This window comes from Exiguobacterium sp. s7 (assembly GCF_018618195.1).
GTDB classification, from domain to species: Bacteria; Bacillota; Bacilli; order Exiguobacteriales; family Exiguobacteriaceae; genus Exiguobacterium; species Exiguobacterium mexicanum_A.
This window is the reverse complement of record NZ_JACSLO010000002.1, coordinates 255,969-273,038: the sequence shown is the minus strand read 5'-3', so window position 1 is coordinate 273,038 and position 17,070 is coordinate 255,969. Positions and strand designations below refer to the sequence as shown.

Below are 17,070 nucleotides of genomic sequence, written 5' to 3'. Positions count from 1 at the left end.
GCTTTCTATCGTTATAACGTCGGTGCCAAATCAGATAATACGGTTTGAAGCCGTTGACTTTGCTTGCCTAAGTCGACCCCAGCGCCTTGTAACGTCTGTTGCACGTCCGACCAACCCTCGACGCCTTCATATAATTCGTCTAATTTGCGTTCGAGTGCCACGCCGACTTCTTTTAATTGCTCATTTGCTTCCGCCATATGTAGTAATTGATGTCCGGTGGCCGTCGTTTGCTCGGTGATGGATTGGAACTGCGTCATTTGTCTTCTCATTTCCTGGTCAATGGTTTCAATCCCGCCTTCAACCCGGCGCAACGTCTCGCCTAAATAAAAGATATCTTCTTCGAAGCGTTTCATCTCATTGAAAATCTCGTCCCGCTCCAATCGAATGGCTTCGATGGCAGCCACGGCCGACAGTGTCGATTCGTTCGTTACTTTCGCCAACTGGCCGACCTCATGGGCGACGACGGAAAATCCTTTGCCGTGTTCTCCAGCCCGTGCCGCTTCAATCGAGGCATTGAGTGCCAACATCTTCGTCGCAGCCGCGACAGACAAAATCTTCTGAAGTGCGTCATCCGCCTGTTCAGACGTCGCTTCACTTTCTAGCAACCGGTTCTGAACCGCACTCGCTTTTCTTGCGAATCGCTCGCTGGCTCCTTTGACAGTCGAGAATGATTCAATCTCTGTCTTAATCGTCTGTTTCAACGCCTCAGCCCGCTGATCAACCGAACCGATCTCTTGTTCGAGCGAACGGACGTGTCCCGCCAAATCTGAAAAGCGGTGCGTCGATTCGTTCGTGATCGACTGATAAGACTGACTCGTCGACGCGACGGTCGCGGCAACTTGTTTGAACCCTGTCACTTGCTCTTGATTCGCTTCAAGTTGTTGCATAAAGACCGGTAGACTCGATTCGAAAGCGGTCGATGTCTCGAGCATCGTCAACAACGAACGTTTCCATAGCCCGATAAACGTGTTGTACTCTCGTTCCAAACTTCGCATTTCAAACGATTTTGCGTGAAGTTCAACCTCTGAGAACGAACGCGTGGCGACTGATTCGCGAAGCCGGACCGCAAATGCCGTCAACGGCTTGATTTCACGCCGAATCATGAACGAGAATAAGCCAATCATCATAACGAGCATGATCGTGATTGCGACGAAAACAAGTTCTCTTAAATTCCACATCGTGCCGAGCACCGACTGTTTCATGACGACAATCGCATAATGGGCTTTCAACTCGGGAATCGGTGCCGTAACGATAAACACGTCTTTTTGTTCGCTGACACTCACATCGTTCGATATGATGTCGGCCATACGATTCATGAACCGATCCTCCACTTGTCGACCGCTCAATTGCTCGACTTCTGTGTCGCGCAATAAATATTGACTCGCTACTAGACCATCCGCCGATAGAATGGAAGCCTGTTGCATATACATCGACTTCAACGCCCGGTTCAACACTTTTTCATTTGCGACGTACGCCCCATACGTCGTCTTGACCGTTTCGCGGACGACGGTCGCTTCACGATGTAGCCGTTTCTCAACCTCGTTCGTCAACAACTGCTCCGCTTTCAAAGCGAACCAGCCGAACACGGTTAAAAACAGGACGAGCATGACCGGCATCAACGTCCATAGCAAACGTTGACTCATTTTTCTCTCCGCCTGATGATTCCTACTCCATATTCGTTTCAATCGTTCCAACATCATACATTCCACCTTTTCAGACGTCATTTCTTTGAATATATCGGTCCTGAGACGGTGGAAAATTATGAAGCATCTGTTAAGATAACGTTAGCGTTTCGTAAGAGCACACCGATCAAGCGCTTGCCGGGTGCTTTTTCACAAACATTTCGTTATGATAATAAGGAAACCACTCATCTGAAATCGATTGGAACCTTTCCAAAAGAAGGAGATTACGTATATGTCAGAAATTTTGCATCGTTCATTAACCCGTCCGATCCGTGTCGGTAACCTCATCATCGGTGGATCCAATGAAGTCGTCATCCAGTCGATGACGACAACAAAAACTCATGACGTCGAAGCAACCGTCGCTGAGATTTTACGTCTCGAAGAAGCGGGCTGCCAAGTCGTCCGCGTCGCTTGTCCTGACGAGCGTGCGGCTGACGCCCTCGCTGAAATCAAGAGCCGCATCAATATCCCGCTCGTCGTCGATATTCACTTTGACTATAAACTGGCGCTCAAAGCCATCGAGAGCGGTGTCGATAAGATCCGCATCAACCCGGGTAACATCGGTCGCCGCGAGAAAGTTGAAGCGGTCGTCAACGCTGCTAAAGCAAAAGGTATCCCGATTCGAATCGGTGTCAACGCCGGCTCGCTCGAAAAGCAGTTTCTCGAGAAATATGGTTACCCGACGGCCCAAGGGATGGTCGAGAGTGCCATGCACCACGTCAAGATTTTGGAAGATCTCGGCTTCTATAACACGATCATCTCGCTCAAGGCGTCTGACGTAAACCTCGCCCTCGAAGCATACACGCTCGCGGCCAAGACGTTTGACTACCCGCTCCACGTCGGGATCACCGAGTCGGGTCCTCTCTTCTCAGGCTCACTCAAGTCAGCAGCTGGCCTCGGTGCGATTCTCTCGCTCGGTATCGGTTCGACGGTCCGCGTCTCACTATCGGACGATCCGGTCGAAGAAATCAAAGTTGCCAAAGAAGTGCTCAAATCGTTTGGTCTCGCGGCTAACGCAGCGACACTCATCTCATGCCCAACATGTGGTCGCATTGAAATTGACTTGATTTCGATCGCCAAAGAAGTCGAGGAGTATATCCAAAACATCAACGTCAACATTAAAGTTGCCGTTCTCGGCTGTGCAGTAAACGGACCAGGGGAAGCCCGTGAAGCCGATATCGGGATCGCCGGCGCCCGCAACGAAGGCCTTCTCTTCCGTCACGGGAAAATCATCCGGAAAGTACCGGAAGCCACGATGGTCGAAGAATTGAAAAAAGAAATCGACGCCATCGTCGCCGAAAAATTGGCCGCACGTGAACTCGAAGAGCAAGAGCTCGCCAACCAATCTAACTAATCCTTTGCCCGCTCGGTTGCAACCGAGCGGGCTTTTGGTACAATAAGGGTTATGAGCAAGGAGGGACGAATATGCACATTGGAATTGACCTCGACGGAACCGTCACGGATCCGCAAAGTTGTTTTCATTATATGAACGATGCGCTCGGATACGCCATCGATTATCATCAGGCGACCGAATACGAGCTGCACACTTATACAGATATGACACAAGAGGCGTTTTGGCGCTTCATGATTGAACAAGGTCATGAGGAAGCGATTTATCGTCGCTCACTTCCGCATTCCGAAGTGAACGCCGTCTTATGGAATATGCGCAAGTCGCACCGCCTCCATTACGTCACGGCCCGGAGCGAGGCCGTGCGCGCCGTCACCGAGGAGTGGATTCGACAGCATGAACTCCCACTCGACTCCCTCATCATGACGGGGAGTCATGACAAGGTCGGTGTCGTCAAACAGCTCGACCTCGACTTGTTTATGGAAGACCGCTATGAGAACGCGATCTCCATCCATGAACAGACGTCGATTCCGGTGCTGTTGTTCGACGCCCCGTATAATCGTAAGCCGTTGCCGACCGGCGTGAAACGCATCTCCACGTGGAGCGAGGCCCAGCACATCGTGCGTCACATCGAGACGACGAATTCAATCACCATCTAAAAAAGAGGAATCCACTCGGGATTCCTCTTTTTTAGATGCGTCCGATCGCTTCGATGACATCGGTCGCGAGCACGCTCGCCGGATGAACCTGTTCGCTCGCCTTTCTCGCCGCGAGCGCATGCCAGAGAACCGCTTGCTCATTCGGGGACTTGTCGGCATGGATTCGGTCCGTTCTCGCCCATAACGCGAGCAACATCCCCGTCAACACGTCCCCACTACCACCTTTCGCGAGCGCTGAAGCCTCGACCGTATTGACCGCCCCGGTACCATCCGGATTGACGATGAGGGTAAACGTCCCTTTCAAGATGAGATGTACCTCGTGCGTCCTCGCAAATTCTGAGGCAACCTGAAATCGATTCGCTTCGATCTCGTCGACTGATTTATCGATCAAGCGCGCCAGTTCACCCGGATGCGGTGTCAGCGTGAGCGGGCCAGATGCCTCGAGGCGCTCTTTCGTCAGCGCTCCGGCATCGACGATGAGCGGCGCGCTCACGTTGCTGATGAGTGCCCACACTCGCTTGAGACGCTCGTCATCGATGAGGCCAGGACCGATCGCCGTGGCAGCGTAGTCCTTGTCCGGTAACTCGTCGATGTCGTAATACATTGCCTCCGGCAAACTCGAGGCGAGCGCGAGCGCCTCATGCGGGATGGCCAGATCGAGCAGACCGACTCCCGTCCGGAGCGCCGACCGCGCCGCCAAGAACGGGGCGCCGATCAAATGACGACTTCCGCCAATCAAGCGACCGTGTCCATACGTATTTTTATGACTATAGGAATCCCGTTCGAGTAGGTTACGGTCAAAGTCTGATTCCGTCAGCACGCGCCATCTTGACGTATGCGGCAGTCCGATCTCAACGACCTCGACCTTGCCGTAATACGGCGCAGTCCGTTTTAAAAACGCGCTTCGCTTATAGCCGTGGAGCGAGAAAGTGACTTCTGCCTCGACCGCGTGCCCGTCAAAGTTGATTGCGTCGTCACTCGGGACACCGGACGGGACATCGATTGCCACAACGGGTGCTTGTTGCTCGCGTATCCATGTGATCACGTCACGAGCCTTACCCGTGACCGGACCATGGAAACCGACTCCGAACAATGCATCGATGACGTGATCGGCGTCTTGCGGCTCATCGCTGACCGTGACAAACTGTCGCGCGTACTGTGCATGCCTGCTGCCTTCTGTCGATTTCGGTTCACCGAACGGGGCATAGACAGTGACGGCATGACCTCGTTGCGCCAATTCGCGCGCCACGACCCAACCGTCTCCCCCATTGTTGCCCGCTCCACAGACGATGAGGACGGACGTTCTCAACTTGAAGGTAAGACGTGCCGCCAAGGCCGAGGCCGCCCGCTCCATCAAGACGTCAGCCGGCATGCCATGTCGGAGCGCTGTCTCATCGGCCTGCTTGATTTCAGCTGCCGTGTAAATCATTCCGACTCCCCCTTTCGTGATTCGACAAAAAAGGGATTGCATGAACAATCCCTTTTTGGTCACTTACATTGTTTACAATACCCATAAATCTCAAATTTATGATCGACGACTTCAAAATCAGGGTCGAGCGTCTCGACGTAGCGCATCGGACAGAGTTCGAGCAACTTCGTCTTACCACAACCTCGACAAATGAGATGGTGATGGTGATGATTCGATCCGCAGGTGACACGGAACGCTTTTTCCCCGTTCAACTCGGTCGCCTCGAGCAGACCTTCTTCGGCGAACGATTTCAAGTTGCGGTACACCGTGTCAAAACTCATCGTCGGATGCTTTGAGCGCATATAATCGAGGACGTCTTTCGCACTGACATAGCGTTCTTCCGCTGCGAGAAAGGCAAACATCTCGATCCGTTTCGGCGTCACTTTGAGCGACGAGGACTGCAAGCGGGCCAACTGTTCAGTTTCCTTCATAGCGAACCTCCTTTTTCCGGGCGATCCCGAATCGCTCGGCCAACATGACGACGGCCAAAATCAAGACGGCGAGCAAAACGATGACACCGCCTGGGGCGACATCAAGTTCATAGGCGAGCACGAGCCCACCGATTGTCGCGACCTCACCGAAGACGATCGACCAAAGAATCGTCTGTTTAAAGCTGTTTGTGAACCGGAGTGCAGCCGCGACCGGTAACGTAATGAGACTCGATACGAGAAGCGTACCGACGATGCGCATGCTGACGGCGATGACGAGTGCGACGACGAACATGAACAACACATGCAACATCGTGCTCGGCAAGCCGGACACTTTGGCTTGTTCCTCATCGAACGACAAGAACAACAGCTGTTTATAAAACATGACGATGACGAGCAAGGTGATACCGGCCACCGCCAAAATCAACCAAATATCCGACAGACTGACCGCCGAAATCGATCCGAACAACAGCGTCGATAAATCAATTGAAAATCCACGCGATAGCGAGATGAAGATGGCACTAAGCCCCATCCCTGCCGACATCATGATGGGAATCGACAACTCTTGGAAGTGCACATATTTCCCGCGAAGCCAGTTCAGCCCGAGTGCTGCGAGGACGGATACGAGCGTCCCGAGGTAAAGCGGGTTCAACTCGTTGAACAGTAAAACGTACTGTCCGAGAAATAGACTGAACGATATTCCGGCAAGCGTCATGTGGGATAGCGCGTCGGCAATCAGGCTCATCCGTCTGACGACGACAAATGAGCCGATGAGCGGTGCGGTGAACCCGATGACGACGGCTGCGATGAACGCATAACGTAAAAAGCTGTACGTAAACAGATCCGCAATCATGACGTACCTTCATGGACGAGCACTTTGACCGGATATGGCTTGATCGCGGTCAATTCGCCGAGTTCACTATATTCTTTCAATCCACAGTTGCACGCCATCCGTCCGTGGTCGAGATGGACGACTTTCGTGACGAGGTCGGTGACGACGTTCAAGTCATGGGTGACCAGAATGAACGTACATGTCGTATGTTCACGCAACAGATGAAGCACTTCGTAGAAGTCGCGCAAATGCTTCTGGTCGACGCCGACCGTCGGCTCATCCAAGATCAGCAGGTCCGGCTGATTGACGATGGCCCGGGCGATAAAGACGCGCTGTTGTTGCCCACCAGACAAGCTACCGATCTTCCGATGCCGGAACTGCCACATGTTGACTGTCTCAAGGGCGTTTTGAATGGCCGCCTTATCCTCGATGTTCAAACGCTTGAACAAACCGAGCCGTCCATAGCGGCCCATGGCAACGACTTCCTCGACCGTCACCGGAAAACCCGAGTTAAACGATGCCGCTTTTTGGGAAACGTAACTGATACGGGACTTGTCTTTGAACTGGCCTTGAGGGCGTCCAAACAGTTCCACTGTCCCGGTTTGTGGGGATAACAGTCCGAGAATCGTTCGAATCAATGTCGATTTCCCGGATCCGTTCTCCCCGACGACAGCAACGAAGTCGCCTTGTTTGATATCGATGGACACGTCCTGTAGCGCGGCGGTCCCATCGTAGTGATAGGAAACATGATTTAATTTTACGACGGATGTCGTCATAAGCTACCCTTCTCTCGTGTTATAAATCGTAATCATTTCTACTTGCTTGGCGTCTGTATTATACAGAATATCAGGCGAGGCTTCAAGTATGAGGCGATGAGAGAGGATGGTCGGTCCGTCCGTATGAAATGCATATGTCTTTTCAGGATCTTCGTTGTACACTAGAGATAACGCAGAGGGGGTTTTTCCGTGGAGAAAAAGCTAGCAGTCATCGATATCGGATCGAACTCGATTCGAAACGTCATCTTTGAAGTGAACGGGCACGGCCAATATTTCGAACGGCTGAACGTAAAAGAAGTGGCCCGGTTATCGAGTCATATTACCGACGACAATGAACTGTCCGATTCCGGCATCGAGGCGCTCATCGAGACGCTCAACCATTTCCGCTGGTTGAACGATCATCATGGAGTGAAAGAAGTACTGCCGGTCGCGACAGCCGCCATCCGTAACGCCAGCAATTCTGAAGCCATCTTAGAGGAAGTGCGACAGGCGACAGGGATGGAGATTCGACTGTTGAGCGATTATGAAGAAGCCTTTTACGGCTATTCAGCCATCGTCAATTCGACGTATATCGAGGATGGCTATTCGGTCGACATCGGCGGCGGTTCGATGGAAGTGACGTACTTCAAAGACCGTGAACTCGTCTTCTATCACAGTTTTCCATTCGGCGCCGTCACGTTGACTGAAGACTTCATGAAAGGTGACACGCTCTCAAAAGACGAGCGCAAGCAACTGACGTCGTTTTTGAAGAAGTCGTTCAAAGACATCGACTGGCTCGTGCCGCATGGCATTCCGCTCGTCGGAGTCGGAGGGACCGCTCGAAACCTCGTCCGGGTCGAACAGTCGCTGTCATTGTTCCCGCTCGAAGGCATCCATCAATACACGATCGGGGCCGACCGCTTGCACGATGTCGTCGATGAGCTCATCGATATGTCGAGTAAACAACTGGGCCGACTTGACGGGTTGTCGAAAGACCGAATCGATATCATCGCCCCAGCTGTGACCGCCATCGATGAACTAGCGAAATATTTGAAAGTGCCCGAGTTCATGATGAGCAACAACGGGCTGCGCGAGGGCTTATTTTACGAATATTACTTAAAAGAAAACAACCGTGTCCGCTTCGGCGACGTCAAAGAGGAAAGTTTCCGTCACTTTGAGAAGCAGTATGACGTCGACCCAATCCGGCACAAACATTTGATTCACTTGGCCCGTCAAATTTATACCGGCCTGATCGAGACGAAGACGATTAAACCGAAACCGTTCGAACCCGGCCTGTTAGAAGGGGCCTGTCGCCTCGCCTACGTCGGGGAATATATCGACCATAACAATAAAAGTGACCACACGTTCCACTTGATCACGACGAACGACTTTAAAGGGATGAACAATGAGGACCGGCTCGCACTCGCCTTGGTGACGTCATATAAATCGCGCCGCCTGCTCGAACAACACATCGAGGGCTTCCCGGAATGGTTCGACTCGAAGATGTTGAAGAGCTTAGAGCTGCTCGGCTCAATCGTCAAACTCGTCGATGCGCTCGATTTGACCGAACGTCAAGTCGTCGAGGACATCGACGTCTCTTCGACGGACGAGGGACTCGTCTTCACGCTTCATACGCACAGCTCGCCGCGTTTTGAAGTCCAGCGCGGCATCCGTCATAAAAAACATTTGGAACGTGCCATCGACCAAACGATCGAGTTACGTGTAGAGGAGAGAGATTCATGACCATCTACTTACCCGAACATTTCAATAACCGCGAGCTCAGTTGGCTGAGCTTCAACGAACGCGTCCTCCAAGAAGCGATGGACGAACGCAACCCGCTCATGGAACGGTTGAAGTTTCTCGGCATCTTCAGTTCGAACCTCGACGAGTTTTACATGGTCCGTTTCGGCGGATTGAAAGATGAAGTGCTCGCCGGCTTCAACCGTCCGGAAGACAAGGCCGGATTGACACCGAAACAGCAAATCAAAGCCATCTCTATCAAAGCTCAGGAACTCGTGGAGGTCCAGTACGCGACATATAAGAAAATCGTCAAACAGCTCGCCTCGGAGAACGTCCGCTTCCTACGTCCGAAACATTTGAACAAAGAACAGCTCGACTTCGTCAAGTTATACTTCCGGACCCACGTCTTCCCGGTGTTGACGCCGATTGCCGTCGACGCTTATCGACCGTTCCCGATGCTGTTGTCCAAATCACTCAATATCGCCGTCGAGATCGCCTCGACCGATGAAGGCAAAAAACGGCTCGCCCTCGTCCAAGTCCCTGCCGTGTTGCCGCGTTATCTCGAATTGCCGACAGAGGACGAGGACCATACCGATTTGATGTTGCTCGAGGACGTCATCATCCAGTTCATCGACTCGCTGTTCAAAGGTTTTGAAGTCGAGTCGACGATGCCGTTCCGGATCACACGGAACGCGGATATGCCGTTCCATGAGGAAGGAAGCCGCGACGTCCTTAAACAGATTGAAAAAGAGTTGAAGAAACGGCGTTATGGTGTCGCGATACGCCTTGAGGTTCAGCAACGGTCGCTCAGTAAAGAGCTATTGTTCATGCTTCAAGACGTGCTCGACTTGCATGACCGCGACATCTTCCTCGTCGACGGCCCGATCGATTTGACGTTCCTGTTTGGGGTGTATAACAAGATTGGTATCGAATACGATGACATGATCAATGAGACGCTCATCCCGTTCGTCCCAGAAGGACTCGAGCCGGGGAAAGACTTGTTCCAAGCGTTACTCAAACGCGACTATTTGCTCCACCACCCGTACCATTCGTTCGACCCGATCGTCCGCTTCATCGCCCAAGCCGCCAAAGACCCGAACGTGCTCGCCATCAAGCAGACGCTCTATCGTGTCTCCGGCGACTCACCGATTATCAAGGCGTTGACCGACGCCGCCGAGAGCGGGAAACAAGTGACCGTTCTCGTCGAATTGAAGGCACGGTTCGACGAGGAGAAGAACATCCAATGGGCGAAACAGCTCGAGAAGGCCGGCGCCCACGTCATTTATGGCTATAAGGAGTTGAAGACCCACTCGAAGATCACGCTCGTCGTCCGCATCTTAGAAGGCGGGGTGCTGCAGCGGTTCGTTCATCTCGGTACCGGCAACTATAACGACTCGACCGCCAAACTGTACACAGACATCGGTTTGTTGACGACAAATGAAGAACTCGCTGAAGATGCGACCAACTTCTTCAACTGGCTCTCCGGTTACGGCGAACGCCCGTCATGGCACAAGTTCGAGACGTCACCGGACGACATGCACGACTTCTTCCTTCAAAAGATTGACGAAGAGATTAAACTGCATGAGAAATACGGGAACGGTCGCATCGTCGCCAAGATGAACTCGATCACCGACAAACCAATCATCACAAAACTGTATGATGCCTCACAGGCCGGGGTCAAAATCGATTTGATCATCCGTGGCATCTGTTGTTTACGTCCCGGAATCAAAGGCATCTCGGATAATATCCGCGTCGTGTCCATCATCGACCGGTATTTGGAGCACTCGCGCATCTTCTACTTCTATCAAAATGGGAAAGAAGACTTGTATTGCTCATCGGCCGACTGGATGACGCGCAACATGCGCAAACGGATCGAGATCCTCTTCCCGATTCTTGACGCGAGACACAAGTCATACATCAAAGATATGCTCGCGCTGCAACTCGTCGATAACGTGAAAGCGAGAATCCAGCGTGCTGACGGCAGTTACGTCTATTTGAAACAAGAGGCCGGACAAGAGCGCATCCAATCACAAATCATCATCCATCAATACACGGGCGGACGTTGGAACAACATCCCGAGCGTGTTTGAGCGCGAACCGTCGAACTGGGCCGAACGGGAAGTCCTCCGCTTGCGAGCCGAAAACGAGAAAATGACAGATGACTGATGTTAGACTTCTCAAACGAGAATGAACATTGTATAATGAACTCGGTTACCTGTTAGTTAAGCGTTTTCATTTCGATTATGGAGGAATCATTCATGCAAGAAATCCTATTGTCATTGCTCGCTGGTCTCATTTGTGGCATGATTTTCACGGCCTTGAAGTTGCCGCTCCCTGCCCCGCCGGTCTTACCGGGCGTCATCGGCATCTTCGGTGTGTTTCTTGGGATGAAAGTATATCAATTCGCACTCGCGAACTGGCCCTTTTAATTCAAAAAACGAAGCCCGCGGGCTTCGTTTTTTTTATAGATTATAATGTCTCGCTTTGTGACACGTCGGGCAGAGCCACGTGCCGCTCCCTGCTTCGAGATGATACTCCATCAAACGAATGCCGATCGGCCCGAAACGGTTCATGTCATCCCCGCACGCTTCACAGATGGCCATCGGGGCGAGCTGTGACACTGCCTGCTCTTCGGTCAAGTGGGCAGTGAACGTCTCCCGGGTCCACTTGGCAGACGGGACGCGGTACCCTTGCTCCCATTTGGTACGGATGACGGCGTCCGTGTCTTCCTCGTACATACCTGATTGAAGCAACGGATGATGGAAATCAAGACCGACCACGTCGACGAGGCTATACGCCTTCGCCTCTGGTACCGCCTCCGTCCGCCAATAGCGGTCGGCCGGGCGCTTGGTCATCTCGACGAGCATGACTTCGACTTCAGCCACGATACCGTATCCGAGAATCTCAATCCAAGCTGTCCCCTCTTCGAGCCGGCCTTCCACATAGAACGGGCTCGCTTCCTGAAAGTAGATCGGGAGCGCGGACCAGACATCATACTCGTTCGGATCGATTCGGATGATGTTCATCTTACTGGTGCGCGAGCGTGAACTGTTCGCGCCATTCGGCATCGAATCGGTTCGCCCGGAACATCTCGATCTCTTGTTTGTATGGTGCCACTTTCGTCTTCTCACTGATCGGGATATACGGCGTCTCCAAAATTTTTGGCAAGTGGGTGAACGCCTCGTGGTGGATGATCCGGTTCAACGTGTCGAAGCCGATTTCGCCATAGCCGATATTCTCGTGACGATCTTTTTTCGCGCCGCGCACGTTCTTCGAATCGTTGACGTGGATGACGCCGAGACGGTCCAGTCCGACGATTTGGTCGAACTGTTCAATGACACCGTCCAAATCGCCGACGAGGTCATAACCCGCGTCATGAACGTGACATGTGTCGAAACAGACCGAGAGCCGGTCGTTGTGTGTCACCCCGTCGATGATCGTTGCCAGTTCTTCGAACGTCTTGCCGAGTTCGCTGCCTTTTCCAGCCATCGTCTCAAGTGCGATTTTCACGGTCTCGTCACCGGTGAGCACCTCGTTCAAGCCTTCGATGATGCGGGCCAAGCCGACGTCTTCCCCTGCACCGACATGCGCGCCCGGGTGAAGGACGACGTGACGTGCGACTTGGAGCGCTTCGGCCCGTTTGATTTCGGCGGCCAAAAACGAGACGGCGAGTTCGAACGTCTCCGGTTTCGTCGTGTTGCCCAAGTTGATGATATAAGGGGCATGGACGACGATCTCATCGATGTCGTGCGCCGCCATATGGGCGAGCGCCGCCTCGATATTCAAATCCTCGATTGGCTTGCGCCGTGTGTTTTGGGGCGCACCCGTATATACCATCATCGTGTTAGCGCCGTATGAGACGGCTTCTTCACTGCCAGCGAGCAACATTTTCTTACCGGATACAGAAACGTGGGAACCAATTTTTAACATAGTCATTTCTCCTTCATTCTCATCTGTCCTTAGTGTACACAAAAAGAAGAATCGACTCCACGAAGTCGATTCTTCTTTTGCTTAGCGTCGGTTCTTTTTACGAACTTCGCGACGTTCCTTACGTTGGCTCTGCATATGCTCACGTGAGGCCGTCTCTTTCAATTTATACTTGAACTTCTTCTTGTAACCAGGTTTGACCTTTTTCTTCGCCTTCTTGATTTCGCCCGCCATCCGGCTGTGCGCCGTTTGCGAGACTTTCATCTTCCGGTCGGTCGTGCGGCGTTTGCGTGTCTTGATCTCTTGAAGCGATCCGTTCTTCAAATCGACGTGCTTGAACGTGAATCCACGCTCTTCGAGTCGATTGATTGGACCGTTCTCGTGATCTTCATACAGCGTGTACGCTTCGCCAGTCTCACCAGCGCGGCCCGTCCGGCCGACACGGTGCGTATAGAAGTCGAGGTCTTTCGGAATGCCGAAGTTGATGATGTGCGACACACCTTTAATATCGATGCCGCGCGCCGCCAAGTCGGTAGCAATCACGAACTGATATTTCGCGTCGTTGATGTCTTTGATCGCTTGCTTCCGGCGACGGGCTTGCATGTCCCCATGAAGCGTGCCGACGTTGAGTCCCGCCTCGCGGAACGACGTCTCCAACTCATCCGCATCTTGTTTCGTGTTCGTGAACACGAGACAGACGAACGGGTTGATTGCTTTTGCGATGTCGACCGTCAATGCCTTGCGGTCCCGGTGACGGACCGGGATGACGTGATGCTTGATTTTCGGAACGACGCGGTGCTCTTCACTCGCTTCCGCGTAACGCGGGTCATGCAAATATTTCTTCAAGAACGGTTGTAGCTTCTCAGGAATCGTCGCTGAGAAGACCATCGTTTGAAGTTTCTCTGGCAACGACTGCGCGATGCGGTCGACTTCAGGCAAGAAGCCCATGTCGAGCATTTGGTCGGCTTCATCGACGACGAAATGCGTGACTTTGTGCGGGAATAACGCTTGGACTTTCATCAAGTCGAGTAGACGACCTGGTGTCCCGATGATCAGTTGTGGTGGGTTTTTCATCTTGTCGATTTGTCGTTCCCGGTCAGTTCCTCCGACAATCAGACTTGTTTTAATGTAGTCCGGCTGTTTGACGAGGAGCGTTTTCAACTCTTCGTGAATCTGCCATGCGAGTTCGCGCGTCGGTGCGACGACGATGGCTTGGACCGATTCTTCTTTCGGATCGATTGCTTCTAAAATAGGTAAGAGGAACGCAAGCGTCTTCCCCGTCCCGGTTTGTGATTTCCCAATGATATCGCGGCCATTCATCGCAGCCGGAATAATCCGGGCTTGAATGTCCGTCGGTACTGTGATGCGCTTTTCTGTCAAGGCATCGACGATAAACGGTAACAATTTGAACTGTTGGAAGCTGTTCAATCGATACACCTCCTGTTTCTTTCCACTTTTCCTAGCATAGCGGAATCTAATCATTTGTCAATTAATCTTTTGCGAGCCCTTCGTATAAATAGCTCGACGAATAGTAGTGTGACGCAATTTTCTTGCCGTTCAAATGATGTTCGAGCGCCTTGAATCCGACCTCGATCATTTCGTTCGGTGATTGGACGACGGTCGCATCGACTTTCCCGCTATGAATCAGCGGATAAATGCCGGTCACACCGTCGACCGATACGAGCGTTTTGTCACTGAGGCCATGGCTTTCGAGGGCCCGGACGACACCGAACGTATTGTCATCATTGTGAGAAAAGACGGCATCGAACGGAATACCGGCATCGAGCCACCGAGACATCTCGATCTCGGCTTGGAACGTGTCGTAATTACCCGTGATCGAGGCGACGACTTGCAGGTTGTCGTTGGCCTTGTCATATTCCGTCAACCCGAGGCTCCGATCGATCGTCGAACGGACTTTGGCGGTTCCTCTCACTTCGACGACACGAATCGGACGGTCGAGCCCGGCGTGTTGGGCGGCGATATGGTTCGCTGCCATCCGGCCGATCTCGACGTTATCGGACATGACCGACGTCAAGACGCTGTCATGGTCGATCATCCGATCGATGGCGATAATCGGAATACCCTCCCGTTCGGCCCGTTCGAGCGATGGCCGGATGAATGCTTCATCGAGCGTCGTCACGAAAATCGCTTCGACCCCGCGGTCGATCAGCGCGTCCAATTTTTCTTTCTCCAGGACACGGGAATCCTCACTCGTCGTCGGGACAGGGATAAAACCTTTTTGATTCGCCGTCCGGACGAACGCGGCTAACAGTTTATTGGCATGCTCATGCTTTTCACTGACGAATACGAAACCGACTTCATTATTTTCTCTCGCCCGTTCCGGTAATTGGATTGACGTAATCAATAGAATCGATAGCGCCCAGACGATCGGCAGCCAAAGCCAGTAATGTTTGAACCCTTTCGTCATGGGTGCGACCGCCTTGGGATTTTAATCATCATGGCCGTACCTTCTCCTTCAACACTTTCAATTTCCATGTGACCGTTCACGGCTTTCAAGTATTCCCGAATCATGTAGAGCCCTAAGCCGTTGCCGTTCTCTTTCGTTGTATAAAACGCGGACCCGACCGACTTGACTTGAGATTCGGTCATCCCGATCCCATTGTCTTCGATCAAGAAGCGGTAGTCCCGTTCCGTGAATTGAATCGTGACCGTCACGACGCCGTCGGCACCTTTCGTATCGACGGCCTCGACCGCGTTTTTGAACAAGTTATAGATGATTTGGACGAGCATGTCGTTCGAACAGTAAAACGGCGGCATGTCGTTCGGGACGTTCAACTCCCAGTTCGTGACCCGCTTATAGCATTCGGCGTCGAGCAAGAATTCGAGACGTTTCGCAAACTCGGTCATGTCGAGCCACTCTTCTTGTAGCTTCGCCTGGTCGGGCTTCGCGAGCGTGAGCATCGTCGTGATCAAATGGTTGGCCCGATCAAGTTCTGAAAGGGCGAGATCGAGCATGTCACTGCTACTGTGCCCTTCTTTCACCATCTGCAACGTGATTTGGACCGGCGTGAGCGGATTGCGAATCTCGTGGGCAATCCCTGCCGCGAGCTGTCCGAGCGAGGCGAGCTTCTCTTGCTGCAACAATAGTTGCTGTTGACTGAGCTGTTCGCGTCGGGCCGTCTCCATGCGGCGGGAATAATCGTTGTACGTATCGAGCAGCGTCTCGACTTCTTTGGAGCCGGTCCGTTCGAGTTGGATCGGTTCGAGCGACTGTTGTTTCTTGATGTTTTGCACAAGTTCAAGCAGCGGACTTGTCAACGTCTTCGACAACAGTAGACCGACCATGATACTCAAGAAGAACGTCACGAGCGTAATCATCAAGTATTGCCAACGCGTCGCATACACCGCTTCGTAGACCGAATCGGTACTATGCTTTGCAAGGACGCTCCATCCGTTGACACGCGCATCGGGCTCAAACATGAGGACATCGTCTTTCGTACTGAACACCGAACGGACGTCGTAGGTGTCCGTCGCTTCGATGATGGACCGGGACAAACGCCGTTCTGCGTCCGTGACGAGATTGAACGAGGTCGACAATACTTCGCCCCGTTCATTCAACAAGTAGAGAATCATGTCATCATTCGCCGATTCGAGCATCCGACGATATAAATCGGAATTGAGCACGCTGATACTACCGCCGAACATCCCGACCATCCGGTTGTCTTCAAGCACCGGTACGTATAAATACGTCCCGACGTCACCCGAGATCGAAATCGGGTCACTCATAAACAAGTCGTTCCTGCCGCCGGTGAGCACCTCTTTAAATTTCGGATCACTCTTGAGCGTCAGCGCCGGTACTTGGCGTTGCGAGTACCACGTGAACGCATCGCCTTCTAAATCGTAATAAAAAATCGAGGTGAAGCTCGTCCGCTGATTCAAATAACCGGTGCGGATCCGCTCTTCGATATACGTCTCATTCCCGACGTAAGCACCGAGATAGACCAAGTCTTCGTATAGTTTACCGAGCCGCGTCTCCAGGTTTTCAATACTCCCGTCAATCGCGTAGTCGAATTGTTCTTTCGCCAGTTCTTCCGCGCGGGACACCGTCACGCGGTCGGCAGAGAAGGCTAATGAAGAGATGACAAGTCCTAGTATAATGAAGATAATAAATGTAATCTGAAAGAAGTACGATTTTCGAACTTCAAGCAATGTTCTTAGGCGTTCCACGGTGTCCCTCCTTTCTAACCTTAAGATTATAGCATGAATACACG

At 52.4% G+C, this 17,070-nt stretch carries 15 protein-coding genes; 5 read left to right on the top strand and 10 right to left on the bottom strand.

The window, feature by feature from the left end:
• Positions 1–11: 11 nt before the first annotated feature.
• Positions 12–1,643 (bottom strand): methyl-accepting chemotaxis protein, encoded by a 1,632-nt coding sequence (locus tag KNP79_RS03910; RefSeq protein ID WP_251132862.1) that lies wholly within the window; start codon positions 1,641–1,643, stop codon positions 12–14.
• Positions 1,644–1,914: 271 nt separating this feature from the next.
• Between KNP79_RS03910 and ispG the strand changes: the two genes are divergently transcribed.
• The gene (gene ispG / locus KNP79_RS03905; protein ID WP_021065716.1) at positions 1,915–3,036 is read left to right on the top strand and encodes a flavodoxin-dependent (E)-4-hydroxy-3-methylbut-2-enyl-diphosphate synthase; all 1,122 of its coding nucleotides are present in this window, start codon (positions 1,915–1,917) and stop codon (positions 3,034–3,036) included.
• Between the two features lie 71 nt (positions 3,037–3,107).
• Positions 3,108–3,689, top strand: a complete 582-nt coding sequence (locus KNP79_RS03900; RefSeq protein WP_233004382.1) for a hypothetical protein — start codon at positions 3,108–3,110, stop codon at positions 3,687–3,689.
• Between the two features lie 31 nt (positions 3,690–3,720).
• Here KNP79_RS03900 and KNP79_RS03895 read toward each other — a convergent pair whose 3' ends face one another.
• From KNP79_RS03895 to KNP79_RS03880, 4 genes are read right to left on the bottom strand one after another with little or no spacing between them, the layout of a single operon-like run.
• Positions 3,721–5,118, bottom strand: coding sequence for an NAD(P)H-hydrate dehydratase (locus KNP79_RS03895; RefSeq protein WP_215191341.1), 1,398 nt, complete (start codon positions 5,116–5,118; stop codon positions 3,721–3,723).
• Positions 5,119–5,177: 59 nt separating this feature from the next.
• Positions 5,178–5,588 (bottom strand): Fur family transcriptional regulator, encoded by a 411-nt coding sequence (locus tag KNP79_RS03890; protein WP_034778069.1) that lies wholly within the window; start codon positions 5,586–5,588, stop codon positions 5,178–5,180.
• Positions 5,575–6,438: a metal ABC transporter permease gene (locus KNP79_RS03885; RefSeq protein WP_034778071.1), complete on the bottom strand. Its 864-nt coding sequence runs from the start codon at positions 6,436–6,438 to the stop codon at positions 5,575–5,577. The genes KNP79_RS03890 and KNP79_RS03885 overlap by 14 nt, the downstream gene beginning before the upstream one ends.
• Positions 6,435–7,193 (bottom strand): metal ABC transporter ATP-binding protein, encoded by a 759-nt coding sequence (locus KNP79_RS03880; protein ID WP_034778073.1) that lies wholly within the window; start codon positions 7,191–7,193, stop codon positions 6,435–6,437. The genes KNP79_RS03885 and KNP79_RS03880 overlap by 4 nt, the downstream gene beginning before the upstream one ends.
• A gap of 189 nt (positions 7,194–7,382) precedes the next feature.
• On the opposite strand from KNP79_RS03880, the gene KNP79_RS03875 reads away from it, so the two are divergent.
• The 3 genes from KNP79_RS03875 to KNP79_RS03865 all read left to right on the top strand — a co-directional run bounded on the left by KNP79_RS03875 (position 7,383) and on the right by KNP79_RS03865 (position 11,340).
• On the top strand, positions 7,383–8,915 hold the full coding sequence (locus KNP79_RS03875) for a Ppx/GppA phosphatase family protein (RefSeq protein WP_215191339.1): 1,533 nt from the start codon (positions 7,383–7,385) through the stop codon (positions 8,913–8,915).
• On the top strand, positions 8,912–11,077 hold the full coding sequence (locus tag KNP79_RS03870) for an RNA degradosome polyphosphate kinase (RefSeq protein ID WP_215191337.1): 2,166 nt from the start codon (positions 8,912–8,914) through the stop codon (positions 11,075–11,077). The genes KNP79_RS03875 and KNP79_RS03870 overlap by 4 nt, the downstream gene beginning before the upstream one ends.
• Positions 11,078–11,169: 92 nt before the next feature.
• Entirely contained in the window at positions 11,170–11,340 is a 171-nt protein-coding gene (locus tag KNP79_RS03865) for a DUF1427 family protein (RefSeq protein WP_021065708.1), read from the top strand.
• Positions 11,341–11,373: 33 nt separating this feature from the next.
• Here KNP79_RS03865 and KNP79_RS03860 read toward each other — a convergent pair whose 3' ends face one another.
• The 5 genes from KNP79_RS03860 to KNP79_RS03840 form a co-directional block, all read right to left on the bottom strand.
• Positions 11,374–11,937: a hypothetical protein gene (locus KNP79_RS03860; RefSeq protein ID WP_214797324.1), complete on the bottom strand. Its 564-nt coding sequence runs from the start codon at positions 11,935–11,937 to the stop codon at positions 11,374–11,376.
• Between the two features lies 1 nt (position 11,938).
• On the bottom strand, positions 11,939–12,841 hold the full coding sequence (locus tag KNP79_RS03855) for a deoxyribonuclease IV (RefSeq protein ID WP_034778080.1): 903 nt from the start codon (positions 12,839–12,841) through the stop codon (positions 11,939–11,941).
• Positions 12,842–12,922: 81 nt separating this feature from the next.
• Complete coding sequence (locus KNP79_RS03850; protein WP_353047329.1) at positions 12,923–14,275, bottom strand: DEAD/DEAH box helicase; 1,353 nt, start codon at positions 14,273–14,275, stop codon at positions 12,923–12,925.
• Positions 14,276–14,327: 52 nt separating this feature from the next.
• On the bottom strand, positions 14,328–15,266 hold the full coding sequence (locus KNP79_RS03845; protein WP_034778085.1) for a sugar ABC transporter substrate-binding protein: 939 nt from the start codon (positions 15,264–15,266) through the stop codon (positions 14,328–14,330).
• A complete protein-coding gene (locus KNP79_RS03840) occupies positions 15,263–17,026 on the bottom strand; it encodes an ATP-binding protein (RefSeq protein WP_215191335.1) in 1,764 nt (587 codons plus the stop codon). The genes KNP79_RS03845 and KNP79_RS03840 overlap by 4 nt, the downstream gene beginning before the upstream one ends.
• Positions 17,027–17,070: the final 44 nt, after the last annotated feature.